This window comes from Ruegeria sp. AB9 (assembly GCF_056542585.1).
On the sequence record NZ_JBQGAA010000001.1, the window covers coordinates 836696 to 861399 of the forward strand.

Annotated in this window: 22 protein-coding genes; 1 reads left to right on the forward strand and 21 read right to left on the reverse strand. The window is 59.2% G+C overall.

What is annotated here, in order from left to right:
- Genes ACR0K5_RS04235 through ACR0K5_RS04320 form a run of 18 tightly spaced genes read right to left on the reverse strand, consistent with a single transcriptional unit; the run spans position 1 to position 21026 of the window.
- Complete coding sequence (locus tag ACR0K5_RS04235; RefSeq protein WP_480628468.1) at positions 1–2094, reverse strand: hypothetical protein; 2094 nt, start codon at positions 2092–2094, stop codon at positions 1–3.
- Complete coding sequence (locus tag ACR0K5_RS04240) at positions 2091–3971, reverse strand: baseplate J/gp47 family protein (protein ID WP_480628469.1); 1881 nt, start codon at positions 3969–3971, stop codon at positions 2091–2093. Before ACR0K5_RS04240 ends, ACR0K5_RS04235 begins: the two co-directional genes overlap by 4 nt.
- Complete coding sequence (locus tag ACR0K5_RS04245; RefSeq protein WP_480628470.1) at positions 3968–9118, reverse strand: baseplate J/gp47 family protein; 5151 nt, start codon at positions 9116–9118, stop codon at positions 3968–3970. The genes ACR0K5_RS04240 and ACR0K5_RS04245 overlap by 4 nt, the downstream gene beginning before the upstream one ends.
- Complete coding sequence (locus tag ACR0K5_RS04250; protein ID WP_480628471.1) at positions 9115–9555, reverse strand: GPW/gp25 family protein; 441 nt, start codon at positions 9553–9555, stop codon at positions 9115–9117. Before ACR0K5_RS04250 ends, ACR0K5_RS04245 begins: the two co-directional genes overlap by 4 nt.
- Entirely contained in the window at positions 9555–9851 is a 297-nt protein-coding gene (locus tag ACR0K5_RS04255) for a PAAR domain-containing protein (protein WP_480628472.1), read from the reverse strand. Before ACR0K5_RS04255 ends, ACR0K5_RS04250 begins: the two co-directional genes overlap by 1 nt.
- A complete protein-coding gene (locus ACR0K5_RS04260; RefSeq protein ID WP_480628473.1) occupies positions 9851–10489 on the reverse strand; it encodes a phage baseplate assembly protein V in 639 nt (212 codons plus the stop codon). Before ACR0K5_RS04260 ends, ACR0K5_RS04255 begins: the two co-directional genes overlap by 1 nt.
- Entirely contained in the window at positions 10486–11595 is a 1110-nt protein-coding gene (locus ACR0K5_RS04265; RefSeq protein ID WP_480628474.1) for a phage late control D family protein, read from the reverse strand. Before ACR0K5_RS04265 ends, ACR0K5_RS04260 begins: the two co-directional genes overlap by 4 nt.
- A complete protein-coding gene (locus ACR0K5_RS04270; protein ID WP_480628475.1) occupies positions 11576–12280 on the reverse strand; it encodes a CIS tube protein in 705 nt (234 codons plus the stop codon). The genes ACR0K5_RS04265 and ACR0K5_RS04270 overlap by 20 nt, the downstream gene beginning before the upstream one ends.
- Before the next feature lie 3 nt (positions 12281–12283).
- The gene (locus ACR0K5_RS04275; RefSeq protein ID WP_480628476.1) at positions 12284–13312 is read right to left on the reverse strand and encodes a hypothetical protein; all 1029 of its coding nucleotides are present in this window, start codon (positions 13310–13312) and stop codon (positions 12284–12286) included.
- 17 nt (positions 13313–13329) lie between these two features.
- A complete protein-coding gene (locus tag ACR0K5_RS04280) occupies positions 13330–13746 on the reverse strand; it encodes a phage tail protein (protein ID WP_480628477.1) in 417 nt (138 codons plus the stop codon).
- A gap of 17 nt (positions 13747–13763) precedes the next feature.
- Positions 13764–13949: a DUF6760 family protein gene (locus ACR0K5_RS04285; RefSeq protein ID WP_480628755.1), complete on the reverse strand. Its 186-nt coding sequence runs from the start codon at positions 13947–13949 to the stop codon at positions 13764–13766.
- Positions 13946–14296, reverse strand: a complete 351-nt coding sequence (locus ACR0K5_RS04290; RefSeq protein WP_480628478.1) for a hypothetical protein — start codon at positions 14294–14296, stop codon at positions 13946–13948. The genes ACR0K5_RS04285 and ACR0K5_RS04290 overlap by 4 nt, the downstream gene beginning before the upstream one ends.
- A gap of 14 nt (positions 14297–14310) precedes the next feature.
- Positions 14311–14751 carry a phage tail protein gene (locus ACR0K5_RS04295; protein ID WP_480628479.1) on the reverse strand — a complete coding sequence of 147 codons (441 nt, stop codon included), beginning with the start codon at positions 14749–14751 and terminating at the stop codon, positions 14311–14313.
- 23 nt (positions 14752–14774) lie between these two features.
- A complete protein-coding gene (locus ACR0K5_RS04300) occupies positions 14775–16373 on the reverse strand; it encodes a phage tail sheath family protein (RefSeq protein WP_480628480.1) in 1599 nt (532 codons plus the stop codon).
- 27 nt (positions 16374–16400) lie between these two features.
- Positions 16401–17270: a hypothetical protein gene (locus tag ACR0K5_RS04305; RefSeq protein ID WP_480628481.1), complete on the reverse strand. Its 870-nt coding sequence runs from the start codon at positions 17268–17270 to the stop codon at positions 16401–16403.
- A 32-nt stretch (positions 17271–17302) separates the two neighbouring features.
- Positions 17303–18007: a hypothetical protein gene (locus tag ACR0K5_RS04310; RefSeq protein WP_480628482.1), complete on the reverse strand. Its 705-nt coding sequence runs from the start codon at positions 18005–18007 to the stop codon at positions 17303–17305.
- Positions 18004–18621 (reverse strand): Pvc16 family protein, encoded by a 618-nt coding sequence (locus tag ACR0K5_RS04315; protein WP_480628483.1) that lies wholly within the window; start codon positions 18619–18621, stop codon positions 18004–18006. Before ACR0K5_RS04315 ends, ACR0K5_RS04310 begins: the two co-directional genes overlap by 4 nt.
- On the reverse strand, positions 18618–21026 hold the full coding sequence (locus tag ACR0K5_RS04320) for an ATP-binding protein (protein WP_480628484.1): 2409 nt from the start codon (positions 21024–21026) through the stop codon (positions 18618–18620). The genes ACR0K5_RS04315 and ACR0K5_RS04320 overlap by 4 nt, the downstream gene beginning before the upstream one ends.
- A gap of 239 nt (positions 21027–21265) precedes the next feature.
- On the opposite strand from ACR0K5_RS04320, the gene ACR0K5_RS04325 reads away from it, so the two are divergent.
- Positions 21266–21625: a hypothetical protein gene (locus tag ACR0K5_RS04325; RefSeq protein ID WP_480628485.1), complete on the forward strand. Its 360-nt coding sequence runs from the start codon at positions 21266–21268 to the stop codon at positions 21623–21625.
- 128 nt (positions 21626–21753) lie between these two features.
- On the opposite strand, the gene ACR0K5_RS04330 is transcribed toward ACR0K5_RS04325, so the two are convergent.
- From ACR0K5_RS04330 to ACR0K5_RS04340, 3 genes are all read right to left on the reverse strand, one after another.
- Positions 21754–22116: a YgjP-like metallopeptidase domain-containing protein gene (locus ACR0K5_RS04330; RefSeq protein WP_480628486.1), complete on the reverse strand. Its 363-nt coding sequence runs from the start codon at positions 22114–22116 to the stop codon at positions 21754–21756.
- A gap of 489 nt (positions 22117–22605) precedes the next feature.
- Entirely contained in the window at positions 22606–23376 is a 771-nt protein-coding gene (locus ACR0K5_RS04335; protein WP_480628487.1) for a hypothetical protein, read from the reverse strand.
- A 14-nt stretch (positions 23377–23390) separates the two neighbouring features.
- Positions 23391–24488 carry a M12 family metallopeptidase gene (locus ACR0K5_RS04340; protein WP_480628488.1) on the reverse strand — a complete coding sequence of 366 codons (1098 nt, stop codon included), beginning with the start codon at positions 24486–24488 and terminating at the stop codon, positions 23391–23393.
- Positions 24489–24704: the final 216 nt, after the last annotated feature.

Here is a 24704-nt window from a genome sequence, read left to right on the forward strand (position 1 = left end):
TCATTCGAGGATCAGCGATCCATCGAGCACTGCGTCGTCTACGGTTCGGGCCTCGCGTTCGGCCCCGGGGCCGCTCGTGGGCAGGGTCCAGACGCCAAGCTGCGGATCGCTGCCTGCGTCGAGGGTGAGGAGGATTGTGTCGCCGGGATCGGTATCCAGCGTTTCAGGGGGCGGTGTCGCCCCAAAGACGAATTGCGTACGTGTATTCGCGGGAACGAAAGCGCGGATGATCCGGTCGGTGAAGGGCCCGATCTCGGCTTGTGCGTCGTCACCGCCATAGACGTGGATCGCGACGTCAGCACCGCAGGATTGCGCCGCTGCCGGATCGAAACAGGTGCCGCCAAGAAGTGCATCGCCCAGCCTGAAACGGCCGCCCAGCCCCCAGGGTTGCGGGCGGTGTCCGATTGTGGCCGTGTCTCGGCCAAGCCGCGCGCCAATCGGGTCGTCGGCGCGGGGCAGCACCCAGATGTCCGGGCCCTGCGATTTATCTTGGATGCGAAAACCGCGCGGAGCCAATGCTGTCATCACCCGCGTCAGGCCGTCCAACGTTCCCCGGCGCGGCAGAATTTCGGGCAGCGCGGTCAACAGGGCGCGGCGTAGATCGGCGGGCAGGCCCGAGAAGCTGCCATGACCCAGCCACGACAGCAGGAACCCGGCCCAAAGATCATCGGCAGTGGCGGGATCGACCCGGCGGACCGCATCGCCGATCAGATCGTCGATTTCGTCGGCCAGCGCCTGGAAAGGGGCCAGCATCCGGCGCGTCTTCACCTCGCCTGCACCGCCGGTGGCATAGATATCCGGCAGGCTCTCGATCAGTGACCGGTCGGGATAGAGCACATCCAGCCCCTTGATAAGGATCGCGGGCGCGCAGGCTGGCAGCGAGATATGGATGTTCAAGGCCAGATATTCGTCCCGGACATCGCCCAGGAAATGGCGCAGCGGTCCGGGCGCACCGGTGCCGTTATGGATACTGGCCGTCTCATCGCTCCACCCGTTTCTTATGAAGGGATCGGTGGGATCGCTGTGCAGGAGCGATTGGTAATGCAAAGCGTCAAGGCTGCGGGTGAAACCGCGACTGCGAATGGTGGCCTGCGCGCCTTCGGGAAGGTCTGCAAATATATCAGCGCGTTGCCATCCCTGCCGGTCACCAAGGGGCGAACGCAGAACAGGCGTCAGGTAGCGCGCCGACAGCGCCTCGGCCGCTTCGGCGGTTTCCAGGACGCGGTAAAGGGCCGCCTCGGACGCCGCCAATAGCGCCCCGTCGAAGGCCAGCAGGTCGACAATGGAACCCATGCTGTTGGGCCCGTCGATATCAATGCGTGGCTCTAGCAGCCCTTCGGCGGCGGTGAAGACGGCGCGGTCCCCTGCGGCGAAGACTAAACGCCCGGTGCCGTCCATTGTGACGGCGCGACCGGGCGTGCGCCGGGGATCGGTGGCGTAGGTGCTGGTCCGCACACTCCAGTCGCCGGGATCGATGCGATGGATACGCCAGGCACCGAAGGCCTGCGCGACAAGGTGGATGGCGGCCCTATCGTGCAGCCGGGCGGCAGCGATCACATGGGTGTTTTCCAACCGGAGGCCGGTGTCCATGGTTTCGCCCTCGGGCCGGATCCGGCGCAGGCGCGTGGTAGTCTCCCGCTCTTCGATGACGATCACGCCGTCGCAGAGATCAGGCACAGCGTCGGCAACCTGCCAGCCGGGCGCTGCGAAAGAGCCCATGCGATCCCCGGTGCGCATGTCAAAGCGGACGATATCTCCGCCCGTTGCGATCCAGCCGAAGCGCTGCCCCAGCACCACCCGTTGCACGGCCTGAACCAGCGGCGCGTCGATTGCCGTCAGCCGGACAAAACCAGCGCCGTGCAATGCCCAAAGTCCGCCGTCGCTGCCAAGAACCACGGCCCTTCCGCCCGGGTCGACCGTCAGAGCCACTATGCGTTCGCCACCCGGAAGCGGACCGAGGCGATGCGCCCGAAGGGCCGTGCGGGTTGCCAGTGCTTCGTCCTCGCCGCTGCCGAAGGTCAGGTTTTCAGCATAGCCCCGGCCCCAATGGGTCAGCTTGCGGAAACGGTAGACGCGATCACGGGGATGGGTCATGGCGTGCCCTCGCTGTTGCGGTGGAGGCTCACATCGATATTGCGGCCAAGCGCAATTTCGCGATCACCCAGCGGGATCGGGTCGCGGGTCAACGGCGACCCTGCGACAGCGATACGGCAGTCGGTGACGCGGATGACCTCGGGCAGCTTTGCGACCAGCGTTTCGATTTCGCCTACGGTGACAGGGCGCCCGGCGGGCCAGGGCTCGACCGGTTGATGCGGTTCGCGCGGCAGGTCCCACAGCCGCGCGTGCAAAAGTGATCTGGCAGCGGCTTCAACCCCTTCCACATCGGCATCGGCTTCGACTACAAGCGTCACAGCAATGTCCACATTCCGGTACATGGGCGGCGAGACGTGCAAACGTTCGCCCAGCAAGCGGCCGGGGGCAATATCCCGGTCTATCCGGGTCAGGATGGCCGGGTCGGCGGGAACCGGTTCAAGCGTTGCATCACGCGTGGGCAGAACCAAAATGGTGCGGCTGCCTCGCATCTCCGCATCTTCGCGAGCCGGGCGGCGGCGCGGTGTGACGTCGACGCGTTGCAGACCGAGTGCTGCGGCCTTCAGTTCATCCTCCAGCTGGTCCGAACGGAGATGGCCATCCCGCCCCTTCGCGACCGCGCGGGCGCGGGCCACAAGATCGGCCAAGGTATCGCCGTCGCGTCCGGCTGAACTGGGTGTCAGATTCCGACCATAAGTTAGACCTGCAATGCGCCAGTCCAATCCGCTGGCGACCGCGCCTGCCGCACCTGCGGTGCGCCGTAGATCATCGTGGCTGATTTGGGCACCGGGCGGTGGGATCATTCCATTCAGGCCATTGCCAAAAATCACTTCATCGCCCGTGATCCGCACATGTGTGTCGTCGGGACCAGAGGCATCAAAATCGGTGACGCGGGTCCATTCCACCTCAGCCCCGCCATCGGTTACGCGGATTGTCAGTGGGTAGATCAGGCCGTCCAGTGGTGGGATCAGATGGCCATCCTCGACCAGATCATCGGTCTTCAGAGGGACGGACTGGTCAGGCAATCCGGTGCCTTCCGTCAGGACCGTAGCAGGCACCACATGCCCTTCGGTCGCGGGCAGGACGTTCAGCCCAACCCGCGTCAGGGTTACGGTGGCCGGGCGGAACCCGGCATCCAGTCGAATGCGAAAGCGGCTGGCGGCGCCGGTATCGCGTATCCGAAAGAGAACGGCACCGTCACGGGCCAGACCACCGGTCAGGTCACGCGTCTCAAGCGGCCGCCAGTATCCGCCCTCGTCCCATTGATCGACCTCGCAAGGGCCCCAATCCGCGCCTTTGGGCGCCGGGGCCCGCATCAGTATCCCCAGCGAGATGAAACCGTCATTTTCCAGGGGCTGGATTTCTTGCGTCAGCATAAACTCAAGGCTTCGCGGGCCACCACCCGAGACGGGCAACATCGGCAAGGGATCGCGACCCTCGGCCAGACCGGGACCCAGCAGCTTGTGGTCGCCGTCGCCGCTGACCGTTGCAAAATCGGCGATCTGAGCGGCAACGGTTCGGATATGCGCGTCCAGCGTCCATGCGGCCCCGTCGGCATCAGGTGTCTCGATCACCGTGCCCGGTTCCAGATCAAGGATGCCAGGACCCCCAGCCGCTGGCCAGATCAGCACACGGGCGGGGCTCGGTCCTTCCGGGGTCACGCCCATCAGCCGGGTAAAAGCACCAATCAGGCTGTCGCCGACAAAGCCGATGCGGTAAATCTGGCGATCCACAAGATAGGCAATCAAATCGATGATCGTGATCCCTGGATCGTGCAGATTATGATCCGTCCAGTCCGGCGCATAGCGTGGAATGACACCCCGGCCTTCGGCAACCAACCGGTCGAAGTCAATGTCGTCAAGCTCGGGTACGAATGTCATTGCGCGGCCTCCTGCACCTGCACACGGATGTCGCTCTGAGCGGCTGCCGCGATCACCTCGGCGGAGCCAATCCGCGCTGGGTCGCGCCCGTCTTTGGCGGTGATCCTGGTGCTGTCGATGCGGTCCAAAGCGTCCAGCATCATCAGCGCTCGGCGAATATCAGTGGGCCACAGCGGACGTCCTGGGGGCCAGCCCTCACCGTCTGGCCCGCCACGCGCGGGGTCAAGGAAACGACCCAGGCGCTTTCCGGCTTCGGCCTCCAGTTCGGTTTGCCTGCCGGGATTGGCGACCAGGGTGACGTCTACCTGAAGCTCAACAAAATCCACCGAGACGACATTGAGGCACTCAGACCCCCAGGCATCCGACATGGACCGGGTCAGCACACGGGCCAGGTTATCGCGGGCGGCGCGGCTGTAGGTTGTCAGACGGCTATCGCCTCGCGCCAGAACAGCAACCAGAACCCGGTCGCGCATAGCCGACGGCGCGAAAGCCCGGACTTGCGCGATTTCATTATCCGCGTCGCGCGCGGCGGCTTCGATATCTGAAAGTGTCAGGGCGGTGGTCGTGCGGCGCAGCACATCGGGCATGCGCGAAATCAGCTCGGGCACTTCAGGCAAATCACGCCCGCCCGAAATCGCGATGGGGGCCAGGATCAGGTCAAGCGCTTCCACTGTTGCGGTGGCCGCAGCGGCGGCGAAGGCCGAGGTCACGATGCGTTGTCCACCGGCGCGATAGCGGAAGGCCCGCAGGTTGTCGCGTCCGGCGGGCAGAAGCCGACCGTCGCGACCATTGCCAAAGCGCACCCGGCCTTCGGCATCCACCCGGAAAACACGATCCCCGCCTTGCCCGGCCAAACTGTCGACCAGACGCCAGAGCACCCACTGACCCGGCAATTTCGGCACGGCGTCCAGCACCGGATCCGGGCCGTCGCCCTGTGCAGCGCGCAAGGCGACAACTTCTTCTTCGCCCAGCCTTTCGCGGACGCGCAATTCCAGCGATCCGGTCAGGACCGGGGTCGAACGCAATTGGAATTCCTGATTTGGCTCGCCCGATGAGGCACCAACAAGTTCCTGTTCGACGGTCGTCGCCTGTATCACCGACACGCCATTCAGGTAGAGACCGTTGATTTTGGGAACAAATCCCGCGTCCGGTGTTGTCAGACGCACCCAGTGCAGTGGCTGGCCCAAAAGCTGAAACTGTGCGGGCGGCGTGGCGATCTGAAAACTGATAAGGCCCGGGCGGGTCAGCCCCATCGTCGCATCCTCGCCGGTCAGCGGAGCCGGGCTCCAAACCGCTTCGGGGCCCAGAATATCAACCTCCAGAGTACCCCCCGGCTCCTGATCTTCGACGTCCAGCAAAAGCGAGACTGTGCCGGTCGCCAGCGGTTGGGAAAACCCGACGATAATGGCCGGTCCGGGCACGGGTCGGTCAATCGTTGGGGCCGGTGTCAACGGCAGCGCATCGGCACCGCGGAACATGGTGATGGTCGCCCCCGCCAGGCCATTGGCGCCGGTGACGTCAATGTCTTGCAGGTTGTTGCGGGCAATCAGATGGTCGGGCAAGTGATCGGGGCCAAGCGTGAATGAGGCGACCAGCCGCACCACCTCGGGCGGGCGCATGTGGCTGGTATCAACCGTGATCGTCTGTTCGTTACCGTTGGTTTCGACGATGTATTTGGGCCGCCCGTAGTCTCCGCCGATCAACCGGGCACGTATCCAGTAATCTTCCTGTCCACCTATTTCGACCAGTGACAGATCGCGGGGCACAGTGAACCGGACGGAACCGTTGCGAGCAAGGTTCTGGGTGGTGTCCCCAAGCCCCTCGGTCAGCTGTTTCCAGCCTTCGCCATTGTAATACTCCCACGACAATTGCGGGCCGGAATACCCTTGGGCAATGGGTGTGGCGGTGAGTGCTTGGAATTCAGTTTCAGCGGCCGCAGTTTTCATGCGCGCGCCGGAAGGCGGCTGCCCTGTCCAGTCCAGCAGGATCGCGCGTGGCACCGCGTCGGGCGTGTTGTCCAAAGCCTCGGTCTCAGCCAGCACGTCCGGCCTGTGAAACGGTCCGGCAAAAGCGGGAACGGAATCGGCAAATTCGACGAGGGTGTTTCGATGTTCCGCAGCCTCGCCGGGCAGGACGCGGCCTCTTTCCTGAGCGCGGCGCCAGCCTACGGGTGTCGTGCCGCCAAGGATCAGCGTGTCGATGACGACCGGAGGCATGCCGGGCAGTGGATTGTCAGGAGCCCGTAAGACCACGGCATCGGGCATGAGAACATTATCAACCTGAAAGATCCTGAATTCAGGGCTCACGGCTCCGAAACTGACAATTATCAGATCGCCCGGATCGAGGTTCAGGTTGGCACCGCCCGGATCGGACAGTTCGCGGCTGACCAAATCGAGGTCCCCCGCACGTTCTTCGCTGATGTCTTCGATACGATAGGCAATCGCACCAAATCCTATGTCGGTGGTCGCGGGAAGCCTGACAACATCAGAGCCGCCTTGCCGTTCCCCCACCGTATCCAGATTGGTAAGGACAGCGGCCTCGGGCGTGGTGTCAACCTGCAAAACCGCAATCTCGGGCAAATCAGGAGGCGCTGCCGGATCCTGTTCAACGGCGACCCAACTGCTGTAGAGATCTATTTCGACCGCCGTGTTCAATTCGAGCATGTAGACCGTGCGATCTTCGCCAGCAATGACCACGCGGGCGCGGGCCTCATCATAGTCGGCATCTCCTTCACGACGCGGGAAGACTGCCATCAGCGCCACAGCGGCCTGGCCCGCCTCAAGCGATATGCCTGCGGACACAGCCATGCGCGCCTGCGACGCGGGGGCGGTATCAGGTGACCATTCCACAATTTCGCCCGAACCTGTGGAAGGTGCATAGGCAATAACGTGCGGCGGATGGTTCGGGGTCATGTCCGGTAGAAAGCTGACAGAGCATTGGTTCGGAAGACTGGTCAGACTGGTGCTGAGCCCGGGGACAAGTGCCGGATAGCTGAAACTCTGGTGGGTCAGCGTATCCCCATCGACCGCCGCAACCACAAGTTGGCTACCGCTATCATGGAACATCCCTGCCGGACGCGCGGTCGAGGCGACAGAGACCCCCAGATTGACCATCCGGTCGGCGGCAAGCGCCTCATTCGGCTGTACCAGCCAGAGGAGCTGATTTGTATCGACGATCAGAAAGCCCAGGCGGTCGAATCCGGCCACAAGATCGTTTGCCAGGAATTGCGTGTCTTCGATCCGGGTCAGGATCGGCGAAAGCGGGGGTTCAAACCCGGTAATATCCGGGGCAAGGTCGATCTGCGTCCAGCCTTCGGCGACATTTCCGGCGCCATCGATTTCGGTTTTGTAGAGGCCCACGCTGGTGGCGGCGTAAACCTCGGTTTCGTAGATGAAGCCGTTTAATGTCGCCGAAAGCGCAATGGCAGGCTGCTCGGGCACATTATCAGGATCAACCGCCAGAGCATTCGCTGGGAGAGCTGGCAGCGGAGCCCACTCGCCGACCTGAGAGATTCTGGTGTCGGATTGATCAGGCACGTTCCGGCTGAATCTGATGCGGGTAAATTGCCACGTTCCCGTAAGCGTTCTGGCAAGCACATAGTCGCTGGAAATCCCGACGGACTGAACAAATGCCCCTTGCGACATGATCCCGGCTGTCGGGTCTAGGCCACCGGCACCTGTATCTTCCGCCGGTCCCTCAATTTCGCGGAACACCGGCACCTCGGTCAGGTCCATGACCTGAAGGCGACCGTTGCGGGACACGCCGTAAACATGCCGGTCGCCATCGGCGCGCACCGCTTGTGTCAGCGCCAGCATGGTCGCATCGGCCAGTTCAAAGTCCAGCACGGCTTCGGCGTTGGGCTTGGTGAACGCCTCGGGAGCGGCCAGCGAAAAGACGTCAAACCGCAGGGGTTCGGCCCCGAACGGCAGGAAGGCGTCCGCAACAGACAAAGGCTGCCCATTATGAGCGACCTGGCTGATGGTGTCACCACCGGCCTCTTCAGGTGGGTCGGTTTTTACCCCGATTTTAACTTCGCGTAATTCGCTTGGGCCGGCCATCAGGGCACCTGCATCCGCAAAGATGCCACCGGGAGCAACAATACGGATGAAACGGGACTTGAGCACGCCCAACTCAACCTCGTCGACCGGCCCAGTCCAGGCTTTGTATAGCACCAGATCGTCGCCGGGCGCGGCCAGCGGAACCAACTCGTGCCAGCGGGGCGTGTCTTCGGGTGGCGACATCGATTCCGCTGTGCCGAAAAGCTCGAACCGTGCGCCGCCCGCGATCAGATCGGCAGCGACCTCCGGCGGGTCAAAGGCTAGCGTGAACTCGGCGGGTTCCTTGACGTTCAACGCGTCGCCATCGCCCAGATAGAACCCGTGTTCCTGCCGGTTTGGCATCGCGAAGGCATCGAATGCCGTCTGGCGCGACAGACTTTTTATGGCACTTGGGACCAGCCCCGCCCCGCCAATCGGCTCGGTAAGGGTAACGCGGCCATCCTCGGCAAGCTCGGATATCTCGTGAAACCCCGGCGCGCGGCCATCGGTTTCGGTGAAATCGACCCGCAACAAGTCGCCCGGAGCGAGCCCGACGATGGGTTCAATGGCGACCACCTTGCTTTCTGCGGGCGCGCCGGTCAGCAGCCGGTATTCGGGACGCCGCGAAAGATCAGGTTCCAGCGCAGTCACCGAAGCCGGTGCAATCTCGATCCTGTCCGAACCCGGATCGACACTGGCCAGCAGGGAAATCCGGCCAGGCTGCGCGCGCAACGGAACCATGGTTTCAAATGGAGCCTTATCGTCTTCCGTCTTGATCTCGATCCCGGTTCTGGCAGGTACATCGACTGGACGGGTGCGATCTTCTTTCAGTGCGAACGCGGTCAGCCCCTCGGCGGCCACCGGTTGCGGCGGGGCGATATCGAACATGTCGAGGAAGGCCAGCGCATCGCGTTCGGGCGTCTTGTCCAACCGCTTCGTCGCTTCTTCCTGCAACCGCGCGGCGGCTTCGATCAACGCCCGGTCGGCGCCGGTGTCTTCTTGTGCCCCGCGCCAGAACGATGCCATCGACGCCACATCCCGCAACAAAGTCTGACGCAAGGCCCGGGTGCGCCGGGGATCAACGGGGGGATAGGAGGGTCGCCGTGTCATGTCCCCTCCTGAAAGTAGAATGGATAGACAAGATTGCCGCGCTGATTGGTCGTCCGCACCCGGTAGTCGATATCGACGCTCAGCTCACCGTTCAGACTGGCGTCGGTGCCGACCTTGACCGCATCCACCTCAATCCGTGCTTCGAACCGGCGAAGCGCTTCTTTAACCGATTGCTGGATTTCGGCGGTCAACTGCGACGAGATGGGCTGGAATGGCAACTCATTGATCCCGCACCCAAAATCTGGCCGCATCACGCGGCTGCCGCGGCGCGTGGACAGGATGATGAAGATCGCTTCCTTGATGTCCTCTCCACCTTCCGACATCTCGACCTGGCCCCAGCGGGGGTCGAATGTGATCCCGCGACGGGTGTCACCACGTCCGAAGCGTAACCCTCGCCCCAAAAAGGCCGGGAAATCGGTGATATCGAGCCGATTCATCATCCGATCCTCACTGTCATGCAACCCATCGCGATGGCATTGGGCGGTCCGGCTTCCACGATCTGATCACCCTGCCGCGCGGCGAATGCGCCTTCGATCCGAACGGTCGTAGATCCCTTGGCGACGACGCCTCCCACATGTGGTTGCGGGCCGTTCGACAAAGGACAGGCGTGAAAATCGACCGCCGCGCGCCAGGCCGCCTGGCCGCCGATGCGGACCGTGACCGCCCCCGGACCCGGGCTGAGCGGTTTGCCGTGGCTGGTCGCGTCATTCATACGTGCAGCTGGTTGTCCCATCAGTTGATCTCCACCATAGCGCCTTTGACTTTGCAGGTGCCGCCCGCCTTGAACTCGGCTGTGCCCGAGGCATCGATTTCGACCTGCGGGGCGGACAGTTTGATTTTCTGCTGTGCCTCAATCATGATTTCACCGGATTCAATGGCGACCTTGTTGCCACCGCCATCCTCGAGAATCGCCGTGTTTTCAGTCAGATAAATCCGCGGACCCGCCGCCAGTTTCAGTTCGATCTCATTGGCGTCACCGTCGTCGAATCGCAGCTCGTGCCCGGCGCGCGTGCGGATCAACCGACGGTCATTTTGGCCATTGTTTGTCTCGGGCGGAGGCATTTTACCGTTCCAAACGGCCCCCAGCACAACAGGGTGCGCAGGATCCTGGCTGATAAAGCCAACCAACACTTCGTCATCGACCTCGGGCAAGAAATAGAGACCCATTTCATTTCCGGCCATCGGCGTGGCAATCCGGGCCCAGAAGCTTTGCTGGTCGTCTGTGTGCAGTTCCAGTCGCACGCGGATGCGGCCCAATCCCTCGGGGTCTTCGTTGTCGGTGACGATACCGAAGGCTAGGCCGCGCAGGAAACCGTCGGATGCCCTGTCTGCCTCGGCGGTCGCACCGCCCATCATTTGCATCATACTCATATCGATGGCTCCTCGACGGTGAGAGAGGTGGTGAATCCTGAACCCGAGATCGAATGCACCACGGCGCTAATCCAGTAAGTCTTTGAAAACCCTTGCCCCAGACCTTCAAACGCGACGTTCATGTCGGGCCTCAACTCGGGCAGGCCAATGCACTCAGCGCTTCCGGTCAGGAACTTTTGGGCGCGTTCGCGCAGGATGGCCGCGGCCTTGGCGTCGGCTTCGTCCTGCGTGTGAATTCCCGCGCGCACCCGCAGAACAGGCGCGCTGCTCAGCGCTTCGGCCAGACGTTCGGGCCCGCTTTGGTCGCCTGGGTCGCGGCCCGTTTCTCCGCCCTGCTCGGCGCGACCCACGATCTGTTCGCCCTCTTCCGAGGTGCCGACCACCTCGACCGCCGCGATCTGATTGCCCAGATTCACCTCGGGCGAGAACGTGGTCAGCCCGCCGCCCCAGGGCAAAGCAATCTCGGCGTCTTCGTCCTGATGGCGCGGGCCGAAATAAAGCGTGTCGCCCGAGATGTAGAAGGTGAAATTGTCGTTCCGGCCCGCCAGTTTTTCCAAAAACGCCAGATCGGTTTCTTCATTCTGTTCGATACGGGGTTTGGCGGGCGTGGTATCGGTAATGTCCGGCGTCAGCCCGTGACGCCTGGCTATCTTCAACACATAAGCGCTGTCTGGTTCGTTTTCGAGGTAATCAGTGACCTTCCCGATCCCGAGAGCAAACAGCTTGTCATAGCCCGAAACCTCTAGCTGCGGCGCCCCGCCCGAGCCAAAATCCGTCGACAACTCGGTGATCGTACCTTCCAGCACGCGGTCCAGCCGGGCGGGTTCGCCATAGCCCAGATTCACTTCGACCTCGGTGCCGAACTTGAACAGGTCCAAAAGCTCAATTCGTTCATCACGTGCACCGGCCACGAACTCGCGGTCTTCCCATGAAAAGGCGTTGGTGACCGTGATCGAGAACCGCCCGGCCGTCTTTTCCTTGAGATCCACAGACACCGAAGCGACCGTCAGATGCATGTCGCGCACCAGATCTTCGCCGCCAATCTTGACGACAAATGCCGGCGCGAAATAGTCGCCGTGCTTTTGCTCAAGTGTTTCGACGTCCACTGAGGCTCTCCCTTGTTGCGAAGCCTTCCAGCGGCGGCACGATCATTACGTCGCCTGGAGAAAGGGTGCGCGGGTCTTCGACCCGATTGTGTCGCGCGATCTGACGCCAGAATTGCGGATCGCCCAATTCTTCCGCCGATAGGGCCCAGAGGCTGACGGGCGTCGGGCGGAAACCATCGACCTTGCCCAACACGCGGTGCTTGGTCTTGTCGGCCGAGTTGCGGCGCGGTTCTTCCAACTGTTCGGAAATGGTTCGGTATTGCTTGAAGGTGACACTGAGTGTGGCCCGCACCGGCGTTCCGTCGCCCAGAAACATCGTAAAGCGTTGCGATATCTTCTCGACCACGGCACGGAAGGTGAAAGCCCCCCAACTGAATTCGACACGCGGCGGTGCATGGGTGTCGCCGTCTATGGCAACCATTTGGGTGAAGGCTCCGGTGTCGATTGACACGTCGCTGCCCCCCCTGTCGGTATAGGTATCGAATAAGAGGTCCATGCTCAGAACCTCGGCGGCACCGTTCACGAATTGCAGGATCGGGTTCGAAAGCCCGGGGACGGGTGTTTCCTGAAAGCTGGCACCGTATTCAAGTGCATATTCGGTTGGGTTAAAATGCACTTCGATCTCGGCATCCTTATTGCGTCCTTCAAGGATTTTGACTTTGGCTTTTACAAGTTGCTGGGTCATGGTTCAGGTCCTTCCCCGCCGTTCCTGCTCGATCCGCAGGCGCTTTTCGAAGCGTTGCCACATAACGCGCTCAAGCTTGGAGACATCGATGTTTGGATTGTTTTCCGGCAGCACCGCTGTGGGTGTTGGTGGCGCGACGGGCGGCACAGCGGGTGCTGATTTCGGCGCGGCGCGAAACCGACGCTCGGTTGGGGTGCGCGGCAGATCGGTAGAGGTTTTCGGATGTGCGTCATGCCCGCTGGGGCGGTCGGCGAGGACGCGGGCAGTGACTTTAGACGAGGTATGTTGACGGTTTGCACCATGGTCCGCGCTGACTTCGTCGGGTTTGAAGCCGTTTTGACCCGATTGCAGCCGATACACCCGCAAGGCAACGGTCGTGACGCAACGCGGAGCCGCGCGGTGTGGCGTGTTTTTGGCCCGAGCCTGCAAGCGGGCGGTAGCGCAGCGCAAATGGCCACAACGGAAGGGTTGCCGAAGCTCCGGCTGTTGAGGTGCGTCAACGGATGCGCCGTTCAATCCAGCCATTGGCGTCGGCAGATCAACCGCCGCTGCCGGGCGGGTGCCCCGCACATAGACACCTGACTTGGTGCCTTTCGGGTCTTGCAGTGCGGATCGTGAAGCTCGGTTTGACTGGGGCATTGCAGCGGGCACCAAGCGGGACAGGAAGATGCGTTCGGTGCGGGCGACAAGGCTTTCGTTTACCCTGGTCGCCGGGCTGTTTACGCGCCTTATTTGCGCCTGTTCGCTAGCGGCGCGGCCTTGCTGCGCCGCGATTGCGGACACCGTTTTGATGAAGTTCTGCCAAAGCAGTTCGAACCGAGGCGCCAGTGTCATCTGGGTTTCAGCGATATTTATGATCGAATTTGATGACGCGTGGATCGTCACCGGAGTCTGCGCTGGATTACGAAACACGCGCTCCGGCCCGGTGGCCCGCACACCGGTGGATACCGTACGGCGGCCCAGGCGATGGCGGGGCCAACCGACATTCACCAAACCAAAAGTTTGTCGGGCTGCGGACCGCCATGGGGTCATGAGTGTCCGAGCGCCAATCATTGCTTCGACAACCCGTGATGGACCAGCTCGACGCTTTCCATCGCAACTGCATTGGCGCCGGCATCCAGCTCGGGACCGGTCCATTTCGTAGGCAGTGCGTCGGCACAAATCCAGCGCCACGCCTCTCCGCCCATCTCATCCATCAGGATGATCGAGACGGTCCGGCGTTCAATCGACCCGGACACGACGTCCTCGTGCCAATCCCAGAACCAGGCATCCAAAAGTCCGCGCTTCAGAACCAACGTGGCTTGCGTGCTTTTGGTGATCAGCTGGATGTCATAATCGTTGACGCCGCCTTCACGGTAAGGCTCGGTCTCGGTTGTCCGCTCAAGCCCGCCGACGGACATGACGCCACCGCGATCAAGCCCTTGAGCTTCAATCCGGAACCGGAAACCACGCAGCGGGTCAGTCATTAGTCACCTCCTCCGTTTTACAAAGCCTCGAGCGCGCGTGCGCCAGAAGGTCCATCAAGCCGCCGGTTGATCTGCGAGATCTCGGCAACCCAGGTCCGCCTTTCGGCGTGGTCGAGCGCCATGAGCTCTGTGCCCGACCAATGAAAATGATACGCAATGAACGCCATCTCCTCGTAGAGCTCTCCGACGGGATAAAGCGTCAGGCTTCCCCCACCAGACCGAAACCTTCCTGGCGTTGGGGGGCCATCTCTTCAGCGTCGCCATCTGCGTTGAAACGTTCGTAAAGGGCTTGCAGGTAATTCAGATCGGCGGCGAACAGCCCTTCGATCACCTTGGTGTTGGCGTCCTGCACTGCGCCCAGCTTGGTGATAACGCGGGACAGCACGATGATCGCCAGATAGGCCGGGTTTTGCTTCACGCGGGGGTCTTTCAGCGGCAGGATTTCATCGGCCGCCGTTGCCAGCCGCATGCGCCCTTCCCGGTGCAGGTTGCCATCGGCGTCCACATAGCCGCGCGGCAATGTGAACTCGATTTCGGTTTGGATCGTCATGTCTCAGACCTTTCCTACTGGATGCGTTTGATGCCTTCGTTGCAAAGCTCGAGCGTGTCGATTGCCACCTCGTTGCCTTTGCCGTTCAGGTCTGTAGGGTCGTATTTGCAGGGCCAGGCTTTCGTCACTTCGTAAGCCGCCTTGTCTTCGCCCGCTTCATTCTGAATGCGGATCACCACGTTTCGCCGCGCATCATCCAGTGGGGTCGCATCATCGACGACAAGCTGATGCCAATCGGCCAAATCCAGCGAGTCGGTAATTCCCCATTTCAGGGTGATGTTGGCGTATTTGGTCAGCCCATTCAGTTTGCGGACAGTCGTGATCTCGTCCCCTTCGCGATATTCGATGGGTTCGTTGGAAAGATCACCGATGGCGACCTCGGCAAAGCCTGCCTGATCGATCCCGTCGATCTCGAGGCGATAGCGCATATTGCGCAACGGGTCTTGTCTGGCCATGTCACTCCTCCGTCAGGGTTGTGTCAGCTTTTGGCTTCGCGGGTTTGCTGGTAGACGCGGAAGATCACGAACTCGGCAGGGCGCACAGGCGCGATGCCGATTTCGACGATCAGACGTCCGTTCAGGATATCGTCGGTGGTCATCGTGCCGGGGCCGACCGAGACGGTGAACGCCTCTTCCTCTTTGGCGCCGAACAGCGCACCCTCACGCCACTGGGTGCGCAGGAACAGTGTGATCGTCTGCTGGACACGGGCCCAGAGACGCTGATCATTGGGCTCGAAGACAACCCATTGGGTCGAGTTGTAGATCGAGGCTTCGAGGAAGATGAACAACCGCCGGACCGAGACGTATTTCCACAAGGGATCGCTGGACAGCGTGCGCGCGCCCCACATGCGGATACCGCGGCCTGGGAAGCGGCGGATGCAGTTGACGCCACGCGGGTTCAGCGCTTCTTGCCGTGCGGTGTTGACGTCAAACTCAAGATCAATTGCCCCGGCGACCGGCACGTTGGCCGGGGCCTTCCAAACCCCGCGTGTATTGTCGGTCAGTGCGTAGATTCCGCAGGCCGCAGCGCCCGGTGGTACCAGAGTTTTGACGCCTGTACGCGGATGCGGCGTGTAGTACCAAGGGTAGTAGAAGGCCGCGTATTGGCTGTCCAAGGCGTTGCGCGGTTGAAGCTCGTCCCCGCCAACGGCGCTGACGTTCCGCGCCGCATCGAGTACCGCAATGCGGAATCTATTGCGTTCGCAATGTTGAACGATGGCGGCTTGTATTGCTTTTGGAATATCATCGTCATTGCCGATGCCCGGTGCATGTACAATCGCCACATCACGGAAGTTATCAAGGTTCAGCGCTGCCAAACCCCGCAATTGCATGGGGTCATCAATCGGGTCCCCCGCGTCGTTCAAACGGCCCTCGAACTGAACCGATGTAATCGCGTCACCATCTTCGCCATCGGCAAGGAAACCCGAAAAGACATCATCCGCTCCCGGCAGATTGGCCGCATCGTCATCCACCGCCAGTTCAATCAGGGCCGAGGTCGTGTCCGAAATGGTCTTTTGCCAATATGACGGGCTTTCGGGATCGGTGGTCAGATCGTCGTAATCTTCGATCAAGGCCGGGCGCGGCAGGTGATCATCTCCGCCTTCGGCGAAGGGGTCGAACAGATCGGCGGGTTCGCCACGGCTCCAGTACGCAATCTGCAGGCGGAAGCCCAAAGGCACCAAAGCATCACCCGCGTCGTTCAGCACTTCGGTGGTCGAGGCCGAGATTCGCGCGAAGATGCGGTTGCCAGCGGTACCGGGCCCGTTTGCTGTGATCGTGTAACCGTTGGTATCCAGCGCGGCGGGGACGGCATTAGGGCCCGCGACACGGGCGATGTAACAGCGCCGCCCGCCGTTATCGAAGAACGCCTTCACGCCGAAAGGCAGGTACTTGTCAGGGGCGAAGACATCGCCGTACAGACGCAGATATTCGCCATAGCTGGTGACGAAACGCGGTCGCATCGGCCCCCGTTCGGCTTCACCCAGAAAGGCGGCTGTCGAGGTTGCGACACCCTCGATGGGCTTCGGTCCACGCTCGATCTCTTCGATAAAAACTCCGGGTGCGAGATATTCAGGCATAGGTCATCTCCTTTTTTGGCCGACGGTTCATGACGCCTTGTGATCTTCCCAGGCACCGAGGGTCTCTGCGATATTCGGGATCTGGTTCTTTTCGTGATCTGCAACGGCGCTTTCGGCAGTCTTCAACGTCTCTTGAGCGGTGCCGAGCGCCTGTGCCGCCTCCTCGGCAGCGATGCGTTTGGCCTGAAAGACATCCCAGGCCATGCGGATTTTTTCGGGCAGGTCAGCGGCTGAAACGACTTTTGGAGGTCCGTCTATCAGCGCCTTCAAATAAGGCTGACCTTCCACCGGGTTTGTACCGTCCAATCCAAGCTTCCAATAAGCTTCGCCGTGCTTGTGGGCTTCGGGCGTAGCCAGAGCCGTGATTTCTTTCACAAGATCGCTTGCCGCCTTGTGGCGCGCTTTAATCCCGGCGATTGGCTTGCGCCATTTGGCAAGGATCTCGGCGGCTTCATCGCGGGCTTTCTCGGCATCTGACAATGCCTTGGTCGCCCGATACAGCGGCGTGTTCAACTGAGTGCTCAGCGCCGCCCGCGCATTGGTCAGGGCGGTATTGCTTTCGTTAATCTTCTGGTTCACCCAGTCTTTGGCGTCGCCCAGCTCGCCTTCCAGCAAAGTTTTGAGATGCCCGAACTTGTGGGCCAACGAGTCTTGAGCCTCGGTCAGTTCGGCAATGATTTCAGGCGTATATTCGTCAAGTGCAGCGGCCTGATCATCCAGAACTTTCTTGATTTCGGCCAATGTGGCATCGATTTGTTCGACGGCCTGCTTCTGACTTTTGATTTCGAGAGTCGTAAGCTGTTCTTTCAGTGGAATGGGTGGTGGGGTATTGTCGCCCGCCGGAAGAGGTGTCGGAGTCTGTGCACCGGTGTCCGTGTCAGTCGTTGGTTCGCTCATAATATCCTCCTCTCCGCCCCAGGACGGGTGCGTCATGGCAATGGGATCGGGTCCGGTATGACCCTGGTTGAAAGGTCTTTGATTTCGCCTGACCAGACCTCGTCTGCACCTATCCGCAGGATGACCGAACAGGTGACAGGCAGACGCGGCGCATTGGCGAGGCTGACACGGGGCGCGCGCATGCGCATGGCGAAATTGCCTTTGGCGTTGGTTCTGGTGCTGAAAAGCAGCGGCGGGTTCAATTGGTCGCTGGGCTGCGGCGGATCGGGATCGTTGGGATTCTGGAACAGGCGTACTTCAGCGTTCAACACAACGGCGTCAGCACCCTCGCCTCCCGCGTCCTGCACGCCCCCCCGCAGGATCATCGCTTCGCCGTCGCGCACGAATTCAGGCATCCGCGTTAGTTCGACCACCCGCGTGTCGCCCGCCGGATCGCCGCCGGGCACGGCGCGGACCTGTGGCACGGGAATGTCGCGGTCCGCTGGCGCGAAGTACCCGGCATCCGTTGGATCGAGGCTGACGGTATAATCCTCGCCCTCTTCCAGCCGCTCGAACACCAGATGACCCGACAGCGAACGCGTTGCCGTCTTGCCCAGACGCGCGATCCTTGCCTTAACCGAACCCGCCACGACACGGCCATCGAATGCGTCCACCGGGGTGATCACTATGCTGGCCAGAAAGGCGCGGCCCGGGTCTGCCCGGTCAGGATCCAAGATGATGTTGAAGCTGTGTGTCATGGCCGGACCTCGCGCAGCAGTTCGTCCCTGTCCCCGAAGACATCCGGCGTATCCGCCGAGTGCCCGCTGTCCAGACGGCGGCTGACGACGGGTTCACCGCGCACCGCATCGCGGGCTTCGATAAAGACCGGACTGGCCAGATAGACCATCGAGGTGACATAGCTTCGATTTTGAAACAGGCTCCAGACGCGGCTAATTTCCTCCATCGGGTAAGGCTCGGGCGTGATCCGGACGGATTGGCCGGGCACCATCGCCTCGCCGATGGTCGGAGTTTCATGCAGCGCCGCAATGACATTGCCAAGGCGCAGCAGGTCTTCTGTATCCGGCGCAGCTTCAGGCCGGAAAAAGCTGATCATATAGCGCAGATCGACCGGCAGCGCGTCTTGCGGCAGCAGATCAGCCGCCCCCGGCGCTTCGCGCGATCGCTCGACATTCCGCATCTCACTGTTTGGCTCCAGGTGGAACAGGAACAGCGAGATCAGCGCCGGACTTCCGGCGGGACGCATTTCAGGCGAGCCAATAAAAACCGGGCTGTCGACCGGCGTTCCGGCCAGCCGCGCCCGGATCAGACCGTGCAGGGCCTGAGTGACAAGTCCTATGGCATCCACACTCATCGGGTCACCGCCTTTGGCAGGGCCAAAGTTGGATCGGGAAGTTCACGCTCGGCCGTAAACAGGCCATTCTTGATCAGTTCGGCCCGGGTCGCTGACATAATATGCGGCATGCCAATTTCATCGGCCTCGGCCGCCACTGCAGCGAAAGCGGCGTTTACGGCGATGGATTGGATTGAGCCGCCAGACAGCGGCAGCCGGTTCGCCAGAAAGGCCGTATCCAGACCCGGCGCGCATCTTGCATCGCGCGGGATCGCCAGTTCCCAGATGCGCGAGCGGTCGGCGGCCCCAGGCATCGGGAAGTCGACCACAAACCGCAAACGCCGCAGGAATGCCGGATCGATATTGGTTTTCAGGTTTGTCGTCAGAATGACCAACCCCTCGAACGCCTCGATCCGTTGCAGCAGATAGGCCACCTCGACATTCGCATAGCGATCATGTGCGTCTTTGATTTCGGTACGTTTGCCAAATAGCGCATCCGCCTCGTCGAACAGGAGTACGGCGGACGAGGCTTCGGCGGCAGCAAAGCACCTGTCAATGTTCTTCTCGGTCTCGCCGATGAATTTCGACACGCAACGGGACAGCTCGACCTGCATCAGCTCGACGCCCAGACTTTTGGCGATGACCTGCGCACACATGGTTTTGCCGGTACCGCTTGGCCCACTGAACAAGGCCCCAACACCGCGTCCATAGGGCAAGCGTGAGGCGAAATCCCAGGTGTCCAGAACCTTCGGACTATATCGTACATGATCCGGAATGGACTTCAGGACCTGCTTGATCGACTTCGGCAACACGATGTCTTTCCAATCAAAAATGCAGGGGGGGCGGCGCACGGTTTCAGGCGCGTGACTTGCCGCGACAACGCGCGCCGTGCTCTTCAGCACATCCGCCGGCGACATCGCGGGGTCCAACCGTGTGGCCCCCGCAACCATGTGCCCTACTGCCGAGATCTCGGATGGTGACAGCCGCAGGACCGCGCCCAAATCCTGCGCCTCGGCATCCGATATTTCCATGCCCTGCGCGTCCATCGCCGACTTCCATCGCGCCCCGACCAGTTTGTTTCCGGGTTTTGGCACCACCATGTGAACTGAGCCACGGGTTTGCGCATGTAATCCCAGCGTTGATGAACCGATCACAATCTGGCCCCGCGCAAGCTCACCAATTTCGGATGACAGAATGGCGGTTTGATCCGGCTCCGGCAGGTTGCTGAGGCCATCCATCACAAGGGCCGCGTTGCGAATGCGCGCGGCCAGAACCCAATCGGCCATACGCGCCGCGGCACCTGCGCCGGCTTTTGCGCAATCGACGCGCAGCACCGGGATGTCCAGCGCCACCAACGCTGCAGCCATTTCGTCAGCCTCGTTCCCCTCATCCGAAGTGACAATGACAAGGGGTGGCACCTGCGCCGCGAATACACGTGAAAGATCGGCCCGAAGGCCAGCTTCTGCATCCAGTGCCAAGGTCTGCAGCCACCAGTCGACACCCATACGACGGCGGATGCCATGAAGCAGTTCCAGAATTTCAAGCGGAACCCGATAGCCAGGTTGCGCCTGATCGGTTTCGGTTCGGATCAACCGCAACCGGGCAAAACTTCGAGGCCCGTACAGAACGGCGTCGATATCCGCCCCGATATGTTCATCTGAGAAAAAGTGGGCCAGCGTCGTCGCGCTTGGCCGGGGTTCGGCGTAATTGTTTTGTAGCAGGCCGATAGCCTGACAATAGCGCTGATCCAGATCGGGGGCGGCCACAAGGCAGAGCAACCTCAAATCTTCCGGCGTCAGGCCAAGTGGCGTCGTCAGCCATTGTTGTAAACTTGGAGAGCCGGCAACGGTTGCAAACCTCTCACGCTCAATCTCATCGGTGATCATTGAACCGCGGCTGAAATGCCGGCGCAGATAGGCCAGATCCTGCATCCAAGCCGCGTCATCGGACTGACCCCGAGCCGAAGCGTAACGCTCCAGCGCCAGGGCAAAGGCCGCGTCCAGCCAGGCAACAATGTCTGCAAGCGCTGCATGACCGCCATTGCGGATTGGATCAGCAGCGAAGAGCACATCATTTTCCAGCGAGATGATTTTGGGATGTGGCGTTTCCGTCAGCAAACGGATCGCTGTCCGCAATCGGCGTATCCCGACACTCTTCAATGAGATCTGAACATCGCCGCGCCCTTCTTCGGCGATAAGGATGACCGAAACCAACTCGGATGACGGCGAAAACTGCCGCCAGTCATCTCCATCGCGCTGCTCCAAAAGTATAACTACCGGCGTTTCACTGTCGAGCAGCGGCGCGACGTCTGCCTCATTCTCAACCAGAACAGCCGAGATGGATGCATCGGTATTTAGACTTGCCGCCAAAACCTCGGCAAAGGCATGACGACGAAAAGGTCCAATAAAAACGTTTGTTTGCAGCATGAAAATTCCCCACGCTATGCCTCCAGACTGCGTCTTCAGACAATCGGAACATATGCATCGATGGGTCAGAAACGGGCCAGTGCCTTAAGACATGTAACCCTTGATCGGGTGGTTATGCTTGCAAGGCGGGATAGTCCACTTGACACGGGTCAACAGACCTATGCCTGTGCCATTGTTGTGGGGAGGATTTGTTGTCCGCATCCTGCAAACACAAACCTTTAAGCCGCTGTATCTGGACTGTGGCCAGCTTCGCAAACTCGGCCTTTAGCTCGTCCAGAGGCTCGGCCCATGCTTCTGCGAATCCTGTCGGTGATCGCCAAGAGTTAAAGGTAGAGGAGGCTGAGCTGGTTATTGCAGCTGCCGATCTGAAGCCATTGGCGCGAAAGCTTGCGTGCAACCTCAACAACAACCTGACTGGTTCAAACATTGACGCCCCCCCTGATATTGCTGACCCAAATTTAATGATGAAGCTTTCAGCGATGTTGCGCAAATCGCTCAAATCAGAAGTCGAACCTCAAAAACCTGGTCTGCAACCTGACAACCGTTCACCTCCAGGATTTGTAAATGAGGAACAAGAGTTCGACACCTCAAGCCGATAGCATAGCGTGCTGGTGGCCGCGACTAGTTGACAGCGAAATACTTCGGACCTGTCGAGAACGGGCGAGCTGGCAGAATTCACGACCAATATGGCGCACGAAAACTCAGTCTTTCAGCAAAAAACTCACTTTTAGTAATCCCATTCGTCATACGCTAGAGGCAAGGAATTCAATAAGTCCCGACGCTGCCTCCAATCAGGCATAACGCCTTCCAAAAGTGATTTAAACTGGTCGTTGTGACGTCTGACCCGAAGATGCACCATCTGATGAGCCAGAATATACTCAAAACAAGCTGCGGGCTTCTTTGCCAACTCAAGATTGACAAGAATCCGCCTCGAAACGGCTGTGCAGCTCCCCCACTTGGTCCTCATACGACGGATCTGCACATTTGGACGCTCTACCGACAGAGCGGAACAGTATTGGTTAAGCTTTCTCTCGATAAGTGCCTGAAGGTGGGATCGATAAAAGAAATCAAATGCCTTTTCCCTGCGCAAGCAGATCGTGTTGTTAGAAATTGGCGTTTCATTCGGGGTATTTTTCCGAACGCAGACTCAAACCGCTTATCCATAAAACGGGTCGATGGCATCAACGTTCCAGAAGTTTATCAAGCCATCTCTGGTATCGGGGAAGCCGGTCAACATGGTCTGACCCTGGCACCGTTTGGCCCCAAACCCGTCTCACTTGCAATGGCATTGTACGCCGCCAGAAATTCGCACGCACCGACACAAACTGGCGTCTATTACACGCAGCCAACATACTACAATTCAAATTACTCTTATGGCATCAAGCAGATAGGCGGTGAGGCAGCTCTAAATGCCTACTGTGTCAAGCTTAATAGGCAGATGCTCTATCGATAAAGGAAAAGACACCGCAATACTACTAGCGTGAAGTAATTCTAAATTTTTCGGCTTCTACTCTAAGGCCGCTGAACACTTCACCCCTGAACTATCAAATAAGTCAATACCAGTCCATAAACACAAAAACTAGAAAGAGACGCACTCGAATAACTCCTGAAAGTACGCTACAGCGCCGGTAAGCTTAACAGATCCCTCTTTAGCAACAATAACTAGTTTCAATGCCGCTTCAAATCTTCCGTCGAGATTTACGTATAACGCCACGCCTTCATAGCTAGTTACGACTGGACCTATTTCCACTGGTGTCACATCTGGAACTTCATAGTCAATAAAACTCAAGTAGTTGTTTGGAATGCCCGATCTCTTAAACTCTCTTCGATTTGCTTCTCTGACACTGTCGGTGAGGTCTTTTGTCGGCTGGTACGCCCCATCTGCCTGAACTTTATAAACATTTCCTTTCCCGTCTAAGTGCAAGCCTCCCAAGTACCCTAGACCACCCGGCGTGATAAACGGCCGGCCACGAAATATTTTTTCGTCAACGAAATGCATCATACCGCGGGCTTCTTTTCTCAATTGTTCTTTCGTAAACTGAGCACCTGAGGCCTTTATATCTAAGAATTGACTTCTTGTTGCGACATCACTCATTGGCTGGCAATAATGGCGAATTTTCTCTTCACCTGGAGCAAGAATCTTTACCCTATTCCCATCCAAGACTTTATATTGGGAATTACCGCTCCCAACTATAATTGTTCCTCCAGTTTGATTCCCAACAACAACTCCTTCAATTACGTCCCCCGTTATAATTCCAAGATCTTGAGCAGAAAGAGGGGAAGGTAGTGAAACAGCGGCGAAAAATATATTTGAAATCAAGATGGTAAATATTTGATTTATATTCCTCATAGATTCCGCTCCAATCACTTACTAGCTGAATTTCCGTTGTTATTTATTGTGATATTTCCCGAACTTTGGCCGACGACAGCGCCACCCACGACATCTCCTGTTTGAATGTCGATGCTAAAATCTCCTTCGTAAGTGATACCACCGAATTCATTTGTAAAACTCTGAGGAAGAGCTTCATTAAAGGCATCAGCAAACAATTTACCTTGCTCAGCCTCGAGAGTGTTCACTATTTTCTGAGATAAGGCCGTCAGGTTTTGCAGGTAATCTACTTGATCAGAGGGCTTTTCTGGGTATTTGGCTGAAATCAGAGCCTTATCGCCGTCGGATAGTTGGTTTCCTCTTTCGACATAACAGCTTGCATCCTTTCCCTGAATGAAGAAGAGCGCAGGCAACTCATAATGCATAACGGACTCCCTGTCGTATGGAGTGTATTCGTAACGGCGTTTTGTTACCGGGCGAATATTCCTGTCGACTTTCTTTTCGCTCCACGAATTCGGGGGGCTTCCGAGTTTTTCGTAAACAACTTGCCAGTTTAGTTGAGCTTCACAGTCTGAATCTGGGTGCTGATGTTCATGGTGCATACCTAGCGCATGGCCAAACTCATGAAGCACAGTTCCTCTCGCTTCCTTCCGTTTACGGTTCGTGAGAGCGCCCCTTAATGCCCCTATGTTCAGAGTAGGCCGTTTCCCGAGAACGTTTGATGCATCCGTTCCTACATAGGACCAGTTTCCATGCGATTGAAAAGATATTCTAATATCTGTGAGTTGACTGGCGCAGATTCTGGGCTTTCCATCCAAAAGCCCATCTATTTCCAGCCCACGCGCGGCTTGTTCCCAATCCGATATCGTCTCTAGTACATAGGAATGAGTACCGGTTTCACCGTCCATAAAGCAGACTTCAACTGGGTGATCTGTGTTCCAAACCTTTGCGCCATTGATTATCCCTTGAAGGACATCATCAAACTCGTCTAGCGGAGGTTCTTCATTAGCAGTCCCGTCATCCTGTGATCCACTGGTTGTTAAGCTGTGACTGTGGGCTTGAGTGCCCACGACAATAGTTAGAAAGCTGATTGCTAGACTCTTGGTGGCCAATTTCGAAAGCGTCGTTTTCATAGAAACCTCAGAAAAATTCTAAAAAAATAAAACATTCAAACTAGAGTATAGCACATCCTGCTAGGTTTGTGATTCCAGCGTCATGATTACGGGGCTAACAATGGTATCTGTCCGGCGAGATGAGCGGCCAACAAAGCAGCCGCCAATTCTAAAATCAGAGATTATACGCAGTCCGCCGACGCCCCTCCATGAACATGTAGGTCTGCCCAAGATGCA

Excerpts from the sequence above, each read along its gene's own strand:
- ACR0K5_RS04235 (WP_480628468.1), bottom strand. The coding sequence starts at position 2,094 with ATGACCCATCCCCGTGATCGCGTCTACCGTTTCCGCAAGCTGACCCAT.
- ACR0K5_RS04240 (WP_480628469.1), bottom strand. The coding sequence starts at position 3,971 with ATGACATTCGTACCCGAGCTTGACGACATTGACTTCGACCGGTTGGTT.
- ACR0K5_RS04245 (WP_480628470.1), bottom strand. The coding sequence starts at position 9,118 with ATGACACGGCGACCCTCCTATCCCCCCGTTGATCCCCGGCGCACCCGG.
- ACR0K5_RS04250 (WP_480628471.1), bottom strand. The coding sequence starts at position 9,555 with ATGAATCGGCTCGATATCACCGATTTCCCGGCCTTTTTGGGGCGAGGG.
- ACR0K5_RS04255 (WP_480628472.1), bottom strand. The coding sequence starts at position 9,851 with ATGGGACAACCAGCTGCACGTATGAATGACGCGACCAGCCACGGCAAA.
- ACR0K5_RS04260 (WP_480628473.1), bottom strand. The coding sequence starts at position 10,489 with ATGAGTATGATGCAAATGATGGGCGGTGCGACCGCCGAGGCAGACAGG.
- ACR0K5_RS04270 (WP_480628475.1), bottom strand. The coding sequence starts at position 12,280 with ATGACCCAGCAACTTGTAAAAGCCAAAGTCAAAATCCTTGAAGGACGC.
- ACR0K5_RS04275 (WP_480628476.1), bottom strand. The coding sequence starts at position 13,312 with ATGACCCCATGGCGGTCCGCAGCCCGACAAACTTTTGGTTTGGTGAAT.
- ACR0K5_RS04280 (WP_480628477.1), bottom strand. The coding sequence starts at position 13,746 with ATGACTGACCCGCTGCGTGGTTTCCGGTTCCGGATTGAAGCTCAAGGG.
- ACR0K5_RS04290 (WP_480628478.1), bottom strand. The coding sequence starts at position 14,296 with ATGACGATCCAAACCGAAATCGAGTTCACATTGCCGCGCGGCTATGTG.
- ACR0K5_RS04295 (WP_480628479.1), bottom strand. The coding sequence starts at position 14,751 with ATGGCCAGACAAGACCCGTTGCGCAATATGCGCTATCGCCTCGAGATC.
- ACR0K5_RS04300 (WP_480628480.1), bottom strand. The coding sequence starts at position 16,373 with ATGCCTGAATATCTCGCACCCGGAGTTTTTATCGAAGAGATCGAGCGT.
- ACR0K5_RS04305 (WP_480628481.1), bottom strand. The coding sequence starts at position 17,270 with ATGAGCGAACCAACGACTGACACGGACACCGGTGCACAGACTCCGACA.
- ACR0K5_RS04310 (WP_480628482.1), bottom strand. The coding sequence starts at position 18,007 with ATGACACACAGCTTCAACATCATCTTGGATCCTGACCGGGCAGACCCG.
- ACR0K5_RS04315 (WP_480628483.1), bottom strand. The coding sequence starts at position 18,621 with ATGAGTGTGGATGCCATAGGACTTGTCACTCAGGCCCTGCACGGTCTG.
- ACR0K5_RS04320 (WP_480628484.1), bottom strand. The coding sequence starts at position 21,026 with ATGCTGCAAACAAACGTTTTTATTGGACCTTTTCGTCGTCATGCCTTT.
- ACR0K5_RS04335 (WP_480628487.1), bottom strand. The coding sequence starts at position 23,376 with ATGAGGAATATAAATCAAATATTTACCATCTTGATTTCAAATATATTT.
- ACR0K5_RS04340 (WP_480628488.1), bottom strand. The coding sequence starts at position 24,488 with ATGAAAACGACGCTTTCGAAATTGGCCACCAAGAGTCTAGCAATCAGC.